The organism is Bacillus sp. FSL R5-0512 (assembly GCF_038593295.1).
GTDB lineage: Bacteria > Bacillota > Bacilli > Bacillales > Bacillaceae > Bacillus > Bacillus safensis.
The window spans coordinates 2,493,154-2,507,212 of sequence record NZ_CP151982.1 but is presented as its reverse complement, the minus strand read 5'-3'; the positions used below and the strand labels follow the sequence as shown (position 1 = coordinate 2,507,212).

Genomic DNA, 14,059 nt, shown 5'->3' with positions numbered 1-14,059 from the left:
AATAGTACGAAAGTTCAGGAAGGAGGGTTTTTATGCAGTCAGATAAACGTTGGCTTCTGCATTACCCGAATCAAATTCCCCACGAACTCACCATTCCAAATGAGACGTTACAATCTTACTTATTCAGCTCCGCAGAGGCTGCACCTGAGCATACAGCCATTCATTTTCTAGGAAAAAACATCACCTATGAACAGCTCCAGGAAGAAGCATTGAAACTAGCTGGTCACCTGATGAAAATTGGCGTGAAAAAAGGCGACAGAGTAGCAATCATGCTGCCAAACTGTCCTCAATCTGTCATTTCATATTATGCTGTTTTAATTGCAGGCGGCATCGTTGTTCAAACGAACCCGCTTTATACGGAGAAAGAACTGGCATATCAAATGGAGGACAGTGGCTCAAAAGTGCTGATTACACTGGATTTATTGTATCCAAAGGCCTATAAAATGAAAGCGCTGACAAGTATGGAGCACTTGATCATCACCAAACTGCAGGATTATTTACCATTTCCGAAAAACATTCTGTTTCCTATCGTCCAAAAAAGAAAAAATAAAATGGTCATCCAAGTAGAGAAAAGCGAGACCATTCATCACTTCTCACAAATTATGAAAGAATCGTCAGAAGAACAGATTCCGGCGCTTGCCTTTGAACCGAAAGAGGATGTCGCTGTTTTGCAATATACAGGCGGAACGACTGGTTTACCAAAAGGGGTCATGCTGACGCATGAAAATATTTTAGCGAATACTGAAATGTGCGCTTCTTGGATGTATAAAACGACAAGAGGAAAAGAACGAATCCTTGGCATCATTCCGTTTTTTCATGTATACGGAATGACGACCGTATTAAACCTTGCTGTGAAAGAAGGGCATTCAATGATTCTCCTTCCGCGATTTGACGCAGCTGATACCCTCAAAACGATTGAAAAACAGAAACCGACGCTCTTTCCAGGTGCACCCACCATGTATATTGCCTTGCTGCATCATCCGAACATTGAAAAGTATGACCTGTCGTCCATCACTGCATGTTTAAGCGGCTCGGCGGCTCTTCCTGTTGAAGTCAAACAGAGCTTTGAGAAATTAACAGGAGGGCATTTAGTTGAGGGGTATGGTCTTTCAGAAACTTCGCCAGTGACCCATTCTAACTTTTTATGGGGAGCGAACAAAACAGGCAGCATTGGCTGTCCGTGGCCTGGGACAGACGCAGGTATTTATTGCGAGGAAACGGGTGGCCTTAAAGAGCCGTATGAGCACGGAGAAATTATCGTCAAAGGGCCGCAAATTATGAAAGGCTATTGGAATCAGCCAGAGGAGACAGCAGCTGTATTAAGGGACGGATGGTTTTTCACTGGAGATATTGGGTATATGGATGAGGACGGTTTTTTCTATATCGTTGACCGGAAAAAAGATGTCATTATTGCGAGCGGTTATAATATTTACCCAAGAGAGGTCGAAGAAGCCCTTTATGAGCATGAGCTTGTACAAGAAGCCGTTGTCGCAGGCATACCAGATCCTTATAGAGGAGAAACAGTAAAAGCGTTTGTTGTGCCGAAAAAGGATGCTTATTTAACAGAGGATGAACTCGATCGCTTTGTCAGAACGAGAATTGCTTCATTTAAAGTACCGCGCGTGTATGAATTTAAAGAATCACTGCCTAAAACGGCTGTCGGAAAAATTTTGCGCAGAGTATTAATTGAAGAAGAAAAAAGAAAGCAAGCTTCATCATCTGAGACACCTGTCGATCAATTGAAGAAATAACGACCTTCATCATCCGGTCGAGCGGCCGGATGATTTGAATAATGACAGTCTGCTCTGGTATGATAAAGGTTGAAAAGAAAGAAGAAGATCTCTTGACAAATCACCCGTTTCTTTTTAACATAAAGTTATGAATGAATGCTCATTCAATTTAGAAAGGGACGAAGCACATTGAAGCAGAAAAGACCGAAGTACATGCAAATTATTGATGCAGCAGTTGTGGTGATTGCGGAGAACGGCTATCATCAATCACAAGTTTCAAAGATTGCGAAACAAGCAGGGGTGGCAGACGGAACCATTTATCTTTATTTCAAAAACAAAGAGGATATTCTCATCTCATTGTTCAAAGAAAAAATGGGACAATTCATCGAACGGATGGAAACAGATATCCAAAAGAAACCATCTGCCAAAGAAAAGCTTCTACTGTTGATTGAGGAGCATTTTCGCATGCTGGCGCAAAATCATCATTTGGCTCTTGTGACACAGCTTGAACTCAGGCAGTCAAACCTTGAGCTGCGGCAAAAAATCAATGAGGTGCTAAAAGGGTATTTAAATATGCTCGAGTCGATTTTAACAGAAGGAAAGAAAACAGGAGAATTTAGACAAAATTTAGATGTCCGCTTAGCGAGACAAATGGTATTTGGGACGATTGATGAAACCGCAACAACATGGGTCATGAATGATCAAAAGTATGATCTGCCTGCACTCGCAGAAAATGTACATGATCTGCTGTTAAACGGAATACATCAATCCTAAAGACAATGTGAAAAAGGATGATTGACATGGAAAAAATACTCAGCTTACATCATGAAGGACAGACAGCGCTCATCACGATTCAGAACCCGCCTGCAAATGCCTTATCCTCTCAGCTGCTCACTGAGCTTAATGACATGTTCGATGAGCTCGAACAGAATGAAGAAGTAAGAGCGATTGTGATCCACGGGGAAGGCAGATTCTTCTCAGCAGGTGCTGATATTAAAGAATTTACGACTTTACAGGAAGAGTCTGATTATGCAAGCCTCGCTGATAGAGGACAGCAAGTCTTTGAACGGATTGAACAGTGTCCAAAGCCAGTCATTGCCTCGATTCACGGAGCAGCATTAGGCGGAGGCCTTGAGCTTGCCATGTCTTGTGATATCCGAATCGCAACAAAAGATGCGAAGCTTGGACTGCCAGAACTAAATCTTGGCATTATTCCAGGATTCGGCGGCACGCAGCGCCTCCCGCGCTACGTTGGTTCTGCTAAAGCACTTGAAATGATGGGAACAGCTGAACCGATTACAGGTGAAGAAGCATTTACGTGCGGCCTTGTTACAAAGCTGGCAGAAACAGAGGAAGAAGCGCTCGAAGCGGCCAAAACACTTGCGGGGAAATTTGCGGCAAAAAGCCCTAAATCACTTGAATATGTGCTTGATTTATTGAACGCAACAAAACTGTATTCATATGACGGCGGAATGAAACTGGAAGCCAAAAAATTTGGTGAGGTTTTCCAATCAAATGACGCCAAAGAAGGCATCCAGGCCTTTATTGAAAAGCGCAAACCGAACTTTAAAGGGGAATAAAGGATAAGTACGACACAAGGGGGAGAAATAAATGAATATATTTGTTTTGATGAAGCGTACGTTTGACACGGAAGAGAAAATTTTGATTCAGTCTGGTGCAATTCAAGAAGATGGAGCAGAGTTCATTATTAATCCTTATGACGAGTATGCCATTGAAGAAGCCATTCAGCTTCGTGATGAGCACGGGGGAGAAGTGACCGTTGTGACAGTTGGCGGTGAGGATGCAGAGAAACAGCTGAGAACAGCGCTTGCTATGGGCTGTGATCAAGCTGTCTTGTTAAACGTCGAAGATGACTTAGAAGAGTGGGACCAATATTCAGCTTCTACCATTCTTTATCACTATTTAAAAGACAAAGAGGCTTCCTTGATCTTAGCAGGGAATGTAGCAATTGACGGCGGCTCTGGACAGGTAGCCCCGCGTCTTGCTGAATTACTCGGTTTTTCATATGTGACTACGATAACAAGTATTCAAATTGACGGCGGCTCTGTATCGATTGAACGAGATGCAGAGGGGGATGTGGAAGTCATTTCTGCCGAACTCCCGCTTGTCGTCACAGCTCAGCAAGGACTCAATGAGCCTCGCTATCCATCATTACCAGGCATTATGAAGGCAAAGAAAAAGCCTTTAGAAGAATTGGAACTTGATGATTTAGATCTGGATGAAGACGATGTACCATATAAAATCAAAACAATTGAACGTTTCTTACCGGAGAAAAAAGAGGGTGGCAAGGTGCTGAGCGGCGAGCTTCAGGATCAAGTCAAAGAACTGACAGATCTACTCAGAAATGAAGCAAAAGTCATCTAAACATCCACTTTACGATATCACGAGAACAAGGGGGAGCTTGAAGATGAGTAAAAAAGTTGTTGTACTTGGAGAAAGTCGTGACGGTAAATTAAGAAATGTGACATTTGAAGCCATTGCTGCCGCTCACAAAGTGGCAGAGGGCGGTGAGGTCATTGGCGTGTTAATAGGGGATGACGTCAAAGGCCTAGCGGATGAACTGCTTTACTATGGAGCGGATCATGTCATGATTGTGGAGCATCCGCACCTTTCATATTATACGTCAGATGGTTTTGCGCAGGCGCTTCAAGCCATATTAGATCAGGTTGATCCAGATGCTGTACTCTTTGGCCATACATCTATCGGAAAAGACTTGTCGCCGAAAATAGCCGCACGTCTCCAGACTGGCTTGATTTCAGATGCGATTGATGTAAGCGTTACCGGTGAACATCTTGTTTTCACTAGACCGATTTACTCTGGAAAAGCCTTCGAAAAAGTCATTTCGACAGACCGTCTGCTTCTAGCAACCATCCGGCCAAATAACGTGGCACCACTTGAGCGGGATACGTCACGAGGCGGAGAAGTCACACCAGTTACTGTCGACATTCAAAACCTTCGGACGATCGTGAAGGAAGTCATTAAAAAAACGTCAGAAGGTGTAGATTTATCAGAAGCAAAGGTCATTGTTGCTGGAGGGCGCGGGGTTAAGAGCAAGGAAGGCTTTGAACCGCTGAATGAACTCGCTGAGACGCTGGGTGCAGCAGTCGGAGCCTCGCGCGGCGCCTGTGACGCCGACTACTGTGATTATGCCCTGCAAATTGGCCAGACAGGAAAAGTCGTCACACCAGACCTTTATATTGCATGCGGGATATCAGGAGCGATTCAGCATTTAGCGGGAATGTCTAACAGTAAAGTCATTGTGGCCATCAACAAAGACCCAGAAGCGGAAATCTTCAAAATCGCCGATTATGGAATTGTTGGTGACTTGTTTGAAGTGGTACCGCTTTTGAATGAAGAGTTAAAAAAGATGAATATCCACTCGTAACGCTCATACACTCAGAATGCCTAGGTATTCTGGGTTTTTTTGTATGTTATTAAGAAGAAAAGGAGCGGTTGACAAGTGAAGGGGACAGTAAAAGTCAATGACGTGATCGGACGCATTTCTAAACACATTTACGGGCACTTTCAAGAGCATTTAGGAAGAGGGATTTATGACGGGATTTGGGTAGGAAAAGACTCAGAGATTGATCATATTGAGGGGATTCGTACTGATGTACTGAAGGCCCTTCAAGCATTACATATTCCGGTGCTGAGGTGGCCGGGGGGCTGCTTCGCAGACGAGTATCACTGGGCAAATGGTGTAGGTGATCTGAGTGAACGAAAGCCGATGGTCAATACCCATTGGGGTGGTACGGTTGAATCCAATGCATTTGGTACGCATGAATTTATGGCATTGTGTGAGCTGCTTGAATGTGAACCTTACATTTGCGGCAATGTGGGAAGCGGGTCTGTTCAAGAATTAGCCGATTGGGTCGAATACATGACATTTCCAAAAGGGACACCAATGTCAGACTGGCGTATTCAAAATGGAAAACAAGAGCCTTGGAAGCTGACCTATGTTGGTGTAGGCAATGAAAGCTGGGGCTGCGGCGGAAATATGACGCCTGAATACTATGCAGATTTATATAAACGCTATCAAACGTACGTAAGAGAGTTTGCAGGGCAGCGTATTTACAAAATCGCCTGCGGCGCGAACTCTAATGACGTGAATTGGACGAAGGTATTGATGGAGCGGGCCGCACCGTGGATGGATGGGCTCAGTTTACATTATTACACCGTACCGGGTACATGGGAGAAGAAAGGATCAGCGACTGAATTCGATGAGGATGAATGGTTTATCACGCTGAAAAAGGCCTATGAGATGGAACGGCTTGTCGAAGACCATGGAGAAATCATGGATCGTTATGACCCAGACAAGCGAATCGGGATGATTATTGATGAATGGGGGACATGGTATGACCCAGAGCCAGGGACAAATCCTGGGTTTTTATATCAGCAAAACACACTAAGAGACGCCCTTGTGGCCGCACTCCATTTTCATATTTTTCATCGCCATTGCGAGCGGATTCATATGGCAAATATTGCTCAGACGGTCAATGTGCTGCAAGCGATGGTATTAACAAAGGACGAAAAGATGCTTCTGACACCTACGTATCATGTATTTCACATGTTTCAAGTGCATCAAGAGGAAGAAGCGCTTGAAGTGGAGTTCGTTTCACAGCCGTATGAACGAAGAGGTGAAAAAATTCCTCAGGTCAGTGTGTCAGCCTCGCGTTCATCAGGTAAGATGCATATTAGCTACTGTCACTTGAATCCGCATGAACAAACAGAGATATCCCTTGCCATTGCAGGGATTGAAGAACAAACGAAAGTCACTGGACGTGTACTGACGGCCGATCGCATGAATGCCCATAATACATTCGATGATCTTCATTCTGTTCAGCCAAAAGACTTTGAGCAAATGGCTGTAAAGTCCGGCGAATTAACGGTGGAGCTGCCGCCAATGTCAGTGGTCATGATAACTGTCGACCTCGCTTAATTGCATATTTCGATGTTTGATGAGATGAATGTTGGGGCATCATACATTGTAAATGAAGCGGAAAGGGTGTCATATCATATGCTTAGAACCATTCTTATGATCATCGGTGCGATTGTTGTTATTGGTGCGATTATACGGTTTGTTTTTTAATTCATTTCCTAAAAAATGATTCGTAAGCATTTCATTCGCAAGTCACATTGGTAGATGCTATACTAAAAAGCATAATTTACATTGGAGGAATGAATAATGGCAATCGTAAAAGCTACTGACGCAACATTTTCACAAGAAACTGCAGAAGGTGTTGTTCTTGCAGACTTTTGGGCACCATGGTGTGGACCTTGTAAAATGATTGCTCCAGTTCTTGAAGAACTTGATCAAGAAATGGGCGACAAAATGAAAATTGTAAAAATTGATGTAGACGATAACCAAGAAACTGCTGGTAAATACGGCGTTATGAGTATCCCAACACTTCTTGTTTTAAAAGACGGTGAAGTTGTAGAAACTTCTGTTGGTTTCAAACCAAAAGAAGCACTTGCTGAGCTTGTCAACAAACATCTATAAACCGATCTATGTCCAAGCGGCATAATCATTGAAGCGGTTCTCGTAAAGACGAGAGCCGCTTTTCTTTCAACATGGTATAAAACAAATGTTCGTGATACACTAGAAGGAGTGAAAGAGGAAAACAAGGACGGATGAAAAGATGAACAAACTAATCAAAGAAAAGCTGTCAGTCCTGCCGGATCAACCAGGCTGTTACTTAATGAAAGATAGACAAAATACGATCATTTATGTGGGAAAGGCAAAGGTTTTAAAAAATAGGGTGCGCTCTTATTTCACTGGATCACATGACGCCAAAACGCAGCGGCTTGTCAGTGAAATTGAAGACTTTGAATACATTGTCACCTCTTCTAATATTGAGGCGCTCATTTTAGAGCTGAATTTAATCAAAAAATATGACCCAAAATACAATGTCATGCTCAAGGATGACAAGACGTATCCATTTATAAAAATTACGAATGAACGCCATCCTAAGCTGATCGTCACCCGCAATGTAAAAAAGGACAAAGGAAAATATTTCGGTCCATACCCAAACGTACAAGCAGCTCGAGAAACGAAAAAGCTGCTCGACCGCTTATATCCACTGAGAAAATGTGCCACTCTTCCTGACCGGGTCTGTCTTTATTATCACCTTGGACAATGTCTTGCGCCATGTGTGTATGACATTTCCGAGGAAACGAATAAGCAGCTCGTGGATGAAATCACAAGGTTTCTAAACGGAGGACATCAGCAAATCAAAAAAGAACTCACCGAAAAGATGCAGGAAGCTGCTGAAAATTTAGAGTTTGAACGGGCAAAGGAACTAAGAGACCAAATCGCATATATCGACTCAACGATGGAAAAACAGAAAATGACGATGAGTGATTTATCAGATCGAGATGTCTTCGCCTATGCCTATGATAAAGGCTGGATGTGTGTCCAAGTTTTCTTCATCAGACAGGGGAAATTGATTGAACGTGATGTCAGCCTGTTTCCAATGTATCAGGACCCTGAGGAAGAGTTCCTCACGTTTATGGGGCAATTTTATGAAAAGAACAACCATTTTCTGCCGAAGGAAATTTTGGTGCCTGACAGTGTCGATCAAGAGATGATTGAGCAATTGCTTGAGACGAACGTTCACCAGCCGAAAAAAGGAAAGAAAAAGGATTTACTTTTACTTGCCCATCAAAATGCCAAAATCGCCTTAAAAGAAAAATTTTCGCTCATTGAGCGTGATGAAGAGCGGACAATTGGTGCGGTGAAACAGCTCGGGGATGCGCTTAATATTTATATGCCATACAGAATCGAGGCATTTGATAACTCAAATATTCAAGGGGCAGACCCGGTTTCTGCCATGGTCGTCTTTCAGGACGGGAAGCCCTATAAAAAGGAATACCGAAAATACAAAATTAAAACTGTCTCAGGGCCAGATGATTATGCATCCATGCGTGAAGTCATTAGAAGACGATATACCCGCGTGTTAAAGGATGAACTGCCGCTGCCAGATTTAATTTTAATTGACGGAGGAAAAGGACAAATCAACGCAGCCATCGATGTGCTTGAAAATGAATTGAATCTGTCTGTCCCGGTTGCAGGTCTTGTAAAAGATGAAAAACACCGGACTTCAAATCTCATGATGGGAGATACACTTGAAATTGTTGCGCTGGAGCGGAATAGCCAGGCTTTTTACTTATTGCAGCGCATTCAAGATGAAGTGCACCGGTTCGCCATTAGCTTTCACCGGCAGCTGCGCGGGAAAAATGCATTCCAGTCTATTTTAGACGATGTACCTGGTATCGGAGAGAAGCGTAAAAAGCAGCTCCTCAAACATTTTGGCTCTGTGAAAAAGATGAAAGAAGCCTCTATCCAAGACTTTCAGGAGGCTGGCATTCCGAAACAGACGGCTGAACTTTTAATGGAAGCATTAAAAAAATAGATTGTACTTTTACCAAAAGTCTGTTAAGATGTGACTAATTTAATAAATGAACGTGTTGTTTGTTGAAGATAGAGGTGCGAACTTCAAGAGTAAGCCTTCGGAGATCGATGGGATCTAAGAAGAGGGCTGAAAGGGGAGCGTCGCCGAAGTGAATAAAATCCACTCATTTTATTCGCTGGCTGTACATTGAAGAAATGTAGGGCTGTCAAGAATTCATTTCTTGGAGGGCTATCTCATTGTTTGCATCGTTTAATGATGATTTTAAAGCAATGGGAGATTTGTTCTCTCATTGCTTTTTTATTTGCAGTGAGCGGACAGTCTCCAAAGCTGCCTCTTCTCTCACACGTGAACTTTTGAAAAAGGGTGGTAGACATGGGACTAATTGTACAAAAATTTGGCGGAACTTCCGTTGGGTCGGCAGAAAAAATTCGCAATGCCGCAGAGAGAGTGATCGCTGAACGCGAGGCAGGACATGATGTGGTTGTGGTTGTATCAGCGATGGGCAAATCAACGGATGTTCTAGTAGACTTAGCGAAAGAACTCACAGACGATCCAAGCAAAAGAGAGATGGATATGCTGCTCGCAACTGGTGAGCAGGTGACCATTTCATTATTAGCGATGGCGCTCCAAAGAAGAGGTTATGATGCCATTTCCTTTACAGGCTGGCAGGCTGGTATGAAAACAGAGCATGTACACGGAAATGCAAGAATCGTGGACATTGATGAATCAAGAATAAAAGAGGAATTAAGTGCGGGGAAAGTTGTTGTTGTGGCAGGCTTCCAAGGAATTGCAGATGACTTACATATCACAACTCTTGGCCGCGGCGGATCAGATACAACAGCTGTGGCACTGGCTGCCGCACTAAAAGCTGATAAATGTGATATTTACACAGATGTACCAGGAGTGTTTACAACAGATCCGCGTTATGTACCATCTGCGCGGAAACTTGCAGGCATTTCATACGATGAGATGCTTGAGCTGGCTAATTTAGGAGCTGGCGTTCTGCATCCAAGAGCTGTTGAATTTGCGAAAAATTATCAAGTCCCGCTAGAAGTCCGTTCTAGTATTGAAAATGAATCGGGTACGTTAATTGAGGAGGAATCATCCATGGAACAAAATTTAGTCGTCAGAGGCATTGCATTTGAAGATCAGATTACACGTGTGACAGTGTGCGGACTTTCAAGCGGTTTAACAACATTATCGACCATTTTTACGACGCTTGCGAAACAGAATATCAATGTTGATATCATCATTCAGTCTGTCACAAGCACCAATCAGACGTCGATCTCTTTTTCTGTCAAAACGGATGATTTGTCCAAAACAGTTGAAGTATTAGAAGAATATAAAGGGGCGCTTGGCTACGAGCAGATTGAGACAGAAAGCAAATTAGCGAAAGTATCCATTGTGGGATCCGGGATGGTCTCAAATCCAGGCGTAGCTGCTGAAATGTTTGCTGTGTTAGCGCAAAAAGACATTCAAGTGAAAATGGTCAGTACGTCTGAAATCAAAGTCTCAACAGTGGTCGGCCGTGATGATATGGTCAAAGCGGTTGAAGCGCTGCATGATGCGTTTGATTTATCAAAGGTGAGCGCCGCTGCTCATTCTTAAAAAGGTAAAGAGGTGCTCTCATGAAAGAGGGGCGCCTCTTTTTTCTATATGGAAACGGCTGAAACGGGCGTAGACCCATTCATTAAGTATGCTATGATAGATGTAGACATATAAAAAAGGCGTGACCTGAAGTCCGCGCCTTTTATCAAGAGTATTAGCTAGGGTCTCTTAAATCCCATTTAACGGTTAAAATGACTTTCTCAGCACGCTTTTTCACTTGTTCATAGGATTCAGCCACGTGCTCATTCAGAAGCTGAATTTGTTCAGCAATAAAACCCGCTTCCATCTGAAAGCATGGCTCCTTTTGATAGGTGAGTCGATTTGATACTAGTGGACCTTCGAGCTCAAACTCAATTTCCTGTTTTTTCGAATGGACCATTGTGAGAGTCCCCCATCCGGCATCATGGAAAAATTCGGGGATCTTCTCCCATGACTCTTGAGGAAATTTACGAGCAAGCAGTTTACCCGCAAAATACATCATAGATGAATGGTCCTGACCAAGAATATCAGGCAGCAGAACTTCGCGTATCAGCTCGTAGGCAAATCCATTGACTTCAATTTCTTTTAGCTGTTCTAAGTTAGATTCGAATTTATTCATTGTACGGCTCCCCTCTTTCAACAATTTATTATAGCTTATGTGGGCATATGATGACAGAGTTTTCCCTGAAGTCTAAGAAATTCTTATTGTAGTAAAACGAATTTTGATTTAAAACTTTTAAATTTCGGAAAATTTTAATTTATGTACGCGGTTTCTTGACGCTTTTTTGACATAGGAGTAAAATGAAATTGTCAATAAATTTGAATAAAGTGCTTACAATTGAAAGAAGCGGGGGTAAGACAATTTTCAAGCAATTGCACTTTTTTTACTAGGGGGTAAAGTAATGTCGGGGAACAAAGAATTTTTTTATCGGAGATTGCATTCTTTGCTTGGCGTCATTCCGGTCGGTCTATTTTTAATACAGCACTTAGTGGTTAACCACTTTGCGACGAATGGACCTGAGGCGTTTAACAAAGCTGCACACTTTATGGAACAGCTTCCTTTCAGATATGCACTTGAGCTGTTCGTGATTTTCTTACCACTGATCTATCATGCTGTTTATGGGGTGTACATAGCCTTTACGGCACAAAACAACACGTCTCGCTTCAGTTACTTAAGAAACTGGCTGTTCAGACTGCAAAGGATTTCAGGTATTATCACATTGATTTTTGTCTCTTGGCACGTATGGGAAACACGAATTCAAGCTCAGCTTGGAGCTGAAGTCAACTATGACATGATGGCGAATATTTTAAGCTCTCCATTTATGCTAGGCTTCTATATTGTCGGCGTTTTATCTACTATTTTCCACTTTGCTAATGGCTTGTGGTCATTTGCTGTCAGCTGGGGAATTACTGTTTCACCACGCTCACAACGAATCTCCACATATGTGACATTAGGTATATTTATAGCGCTTTCATATGTAGGGCTAAGAGCAATTTTCGCTTTTGTTTAAGAGGAAATAGATTAGTAGAAGAGGGAGAGGGGCTACAATGAGTAATTCTAGCATCATCGTTGTCGGAGGCGGCTTAGCTGGTCTCATGGCAACTATTAAAGCAGCAGAAGCGGGAACAGCTGTTCAACTATTTTCAATCGTACCTGTGAAACGTTCGCATTCTGTATGTGCACAGGGCGGAATCAACGGAGCGGTTAATACAAAAGGTGAAGGGGATTCACCTTATGAGCATTTTGATGACACGGTATACGGCGGAGATTTCTTAGCCAACCAGCCGCCAGTAAAGGCAATGTGTGAAGCAGCGCCGTCCATTATCCATTTACTTGATCGTATGGGTGTTATGTTTAATAGAACACCAGAGGGATTATTGGACTTCCGCCGCTTCGGGGGAACACAGCACCACCGTACAGCGTTTGCTGGAGCTACAACAGGCCAGCAGCTATTATACGCACTGGATGAGCAGGTTCGCCGCTATGAAGTAGCAGGACTTGTCACGAAATATGAAGGCTGGGAATTCCTTGGCGCTGTTTTAGATGACGAGGAAGTATGCCGCGGGATTGTCGCGCAGAACTTGACGACAATGGAAATTGAATCCTTCCGTTCAGATGCAGTCATCATGGCAACAGGCGGTCCTGGAATCGTGTTCGGTAAATCAACGAACTCCATGATTAACACTGGATCTGCTGCGTCCATCGTCTATCAGCAAGGTGCGCATTATGCAAATGGAGAATTCATTCAAATTCACCCGACAGCGATCCCAGGAGATGACAAGCTTCGTCTCATGAGTGAATCGGCTCGTGGTGAAGGCGGACGTGTTTGGACGTATAAAGACGGGAAGCCTTGGTACTTCCTTGAAGAAAAATACCCAGCATACGGGAACCTTGTACCGCGTGACATTGCAACGCGTGAAATCTTTGACGTATGTGTCGAGCAAAAGCTTGGCATCAACGGAGAGAACATGGTATATCTCGATCTTTCTCACAAAGATCCAAAAGAGCTTGATATTAAGCTTGGCGGAATCATTGAAATCTATGAAAAATTCATGGGTGACGACCCGCGTAAGCTGCCGATGAAAATCTTCCCAGCTGTTCATTACTCAATGGGCGGATTATGGGTCGATTATGATCAAATGACGAATATCAAAGGTCTATTCGCTGCCGGAGAATGTGATTACTCAATGCACGGCGGAAACAGACTTGGTGCAAACTCACTTCTTTCTGCGATTTACGGCGGAATGGTCGCTGGACCAAATGCGGTGAAGTACATTAGCGGTCTTGAAAAATCTGCGGAAGACCTTTCTTCTGCACTATTTGACAGCGCCGTGAAGAAAGAGCAGGAGAAATGGGACAACATCCTCAGCATGGACGGAACAGAAAATGCGTACGTGCTTCATAAAGAGCTTGGAGAATGGATGACGGATAACGTGACAGTGGTTCGTTACAATGACAAACTCTTAAAAACAGATCAGAAGATCGAAGAACTAATGGAGCGCTACAAGAAGATCAACATCAATGATACCGCATCATGGAGCAACCAAGGCGCTGCCTTCACACGTCAGCTTGACAACATGCTTCAGCTGGCAAGAGTCATTACGATCGGGGCTTATAACCGGAATGAAAGCCGAGGCGCACACTATAAACCGGAATTCCCAGAAAGAAACGATGAAGAATTCCTTAAAACAACGATGGCTACGTTCAAAGGGAAAAATCAAAAGCCTGCATTCCACTATGAGGACGTCGATGTATCGTTAATTGCACCTCGTAAACGAGATTACTCGAAGAAAAAGGTGGAGAAATAA

12 protein-coding genes and 1 riboswitch are annotated in these 14,059 nt (G+C 43.2%); of the genes, 11 read left to right on the top strand and 1 reads right to left on the bottom strand.

Going from position 1 to position 14,059, the window contains the following annotated elements; all coding sequences use genetic code 11:
* The first annotated feature begins 32 nt into the window (after positions 1-32).
* The 9 genes from NSQ25_RS12910 (at position 33) to NSQ25_RS12870 (ending at position 10,771) form a co-directional block, all read left to right on the top strand.
* Positions 33-1,751 carry an AMP-binding protein gene (locus NSQ25_RS12910; RefSeq protein WP_326136181.1) on the top strand — a complete coding sequence of 573 codons (1,719 nt, stop codon included), beginning with the start codon at positions 33-35 and terminating at the stop codon, positions 1,749-1,751.
* 168 nt (positions 1,752-1,919) lie between these two features.
* Complete coding sequence (locus NSQ25_RS12905; RefSeq protein WP_024423221.1) at positions 1,920-2,504, top strand: TetR/AcrR family transcriptional regulator; 585 nt, start codon at positions 1,920-1,922, stop codon at positions 2,502-2,504.
* A 26-nt stretch (positions 2,505-2,530) separates the two neighbouring features.
* On the top strand, positions 2,531-3,310 hold the full coding sequence (locus tag NSQ25_RS12900) for an enoyl-CoA hydratase (RefSeq protein ID WP_061109447.1): 780 nt from the start codon (positions 2,531-2,533) through the stop codon (positions 3,308-3,310).
* A 31-nt stretch (positions 3,311-3,341) separates the two neighbouring features.
* Positions 3,342-4,115, top strand: coding sequence for an electron transfer flavoprotein subunit beta/FixA family protein (locus tag NSQ25_RS12895; RefSeq protein ID WP_065214553.1), 774 nt, complete (start codon positions 3,342-3,344; stop codon positions 4,113-4,115).
* 43 nt (positions 4,116-4,158) lie between these two features.
* Positions 4,159-5,136 (top strand): electron transfer flavoprotein subunit alpha/FixB family protein, encoded by a 978-nt coding sequence (locus NSQ25_RS12890; protein WP_065214554.1) that lies wholly within the window; start codon positions 4,159-4,161, stop codon positions 5,134-5,136.
* 75 nt (positions 5,137-5,211) lie between these two features.
* Positions 5,212-6,690 carry an alpha-N-arabinofuranosidase gene (locus NSQ25_RS12885; protein ID WP_326136182.1) on the top strand — a complete coding sequence of 493 codons (1,479 nt, stop codon included), beginning with the start codon at positions 5,212-5,214 and terminating at the stop codon, positions 6,688-6,690.
* 246 nt (positions 6,691-6,936) lie between these two features.
* Complete coding sequence (trxA, locus tag NSQ25_RS12880) at positions 6,937-7,251, top strand: thioredoxin (RefSeq protein WP_007501629.1); 315 nt, start codon at positions 6,937-6,939, stop codon at positions 7,249-7,251.
* Between the two features lie 139 nt (positions 7,252-7,390).
* Entirely contained in the window at positions 7,391-9,163 is a 1,773-nt protein-coding gene (uvrC, locus tag NSQ25_RS12875) for an excinuclease ABC subunit UvrC (RefSeq protein ID WP_024423216.1), read from the top strand.
* Between the two features lie 61 nt (positions 9,164-9,224).
* Positions 9,225-9,402: riboswitch (Lysine riboswitch) on the top strand.
* Between the two features lie 133 nt (positions 9,403-9,535).
* Positions 9,536-10,771, top strand: coding sequence for an aspartate kinase (locus tag NSQ25_RS12870; RefSeq protein ID WP_034279740.1), 1,236 nt, complete (start codon positions 9,536-9,538; stop codon positions 10,769-10,771).
* A gap of 154 nt (positions 10,772-10,925) precedes the next feature.
* Here the strand turns inward: NSQ25_RS12870 and NSQ25_RS12865 are convergent, their stop codons facing one another.
* The gene (locus tag NSQ25_RS12865; protein WP_024423214.1) at positions 10,926-11,369 is read right to left on the bottom strand and encodes a YslB family protein; all 444 of its coding nucleotides are present in this window, start codon (positions 11,367-11,369) and stop codon (positions 10,926-10,928) included.
* Between the two features lie 283 nt (positions 11,370-11,652).
* Here NSQ25_RS12865 and NSQ25_RS12860 point away from each other — a divergent pair, with 283 nt between their 5' ends.
* Positions 11,653-12,261 (top strand): succinate dehydrogenase cytochrome b558 subunit, encoded by a 609-nt coding sequence (locus NSQ25_RS12860; RefSeq protein WP_024423213.1) that lies wholly within the window; start codon positions 11,653-11,655, stop codon positions 12,259-12,261.
* A 37-nt stretch (positions 12,262-12,298) separates the two neighbouring features.
* Entirely contained in the window at positions 12,299-14,059 is a 1,761-nt protein-coding gene (gene sdhA / locus NSQ25_RS12855; RefSeq protein ID WP_034279746.1) for a succinate dehydrogenase flavoprotein subunit, read from the top strand.

Excerpts from the sequence above, each read along its gene's own strand:
- NSQ25_RS12910 (WP_326136181.1), top strand. The coding sequence starts at position 33 with ATGCAGTCAGATAAACGTTGGCTTCTGCATTACCCGAATCAAATTCCC.
- NSQ25_RS12900 (WP_061109447.1), top strand. The coding sequence starts at position 2,531 with ATGGAAAAAATACTCAGCTTACATCATGAAGGACAGACAGCGCTCATC.
- NSQ25_RS12895 (WP_065214553.1), top strand. The coding sequence starts at position 3,342 with ATGAATATATTTGTTTTGATGAAGCGTACGTTTGACACGGAAGAGAAA.
- NSQ25_RS12890 (WP_065214554.1), top strand. The coding sequence starts at position 4,159 with ATGAGTAAAAAAGTTGTTGTACTTGGAGAAAGTCGTGACGGTAAATTA.
- trxA (WP_007501629.1), top strand. The coding sequence starts at position 6,937 with ATGGCAATCGTAAAAGCTACTGACGCAACATTTTCACAAGAAACTGCA.
- uvrC (WP_024423216.1), top strand. The coding sequence starts at position 7,391 with ATGAACAAACTAATCAAAGAAAAGCTGTCAGTCCTGCCGGATCAACCA.
- NSQ25_RS12870 (WP_034279740.1), top strand. The coding sequence starts at position 9,536 with ATGGGACTAATTGTACAAAAATTTGGCGGAACTTCCGTTGGGTCGGCA.
- NSQ25_RS12865 (WP_024423214.1), bottom strand. The coding sequence starts at position 11,369 with ATGAATAAATTCGAATCTAACTTAGAACAGCTAAAAGAAATTGAAGTC.
- NSQ25_RS12860 (WP_024423213.1), top strand. The coding sequence starts at position 11,653 with ATGTCGGGGAACAAAGAATTTTTTTATCGGAGATTGCATTCTTTGCTT.
- sdhA (WP_034279746.1), top strand. The coding sequence starts at position 12,299 with ATGAGTAATTCTAGCATCATCGTTGTCGGAGGCGGCTTAGCTGGTCTC.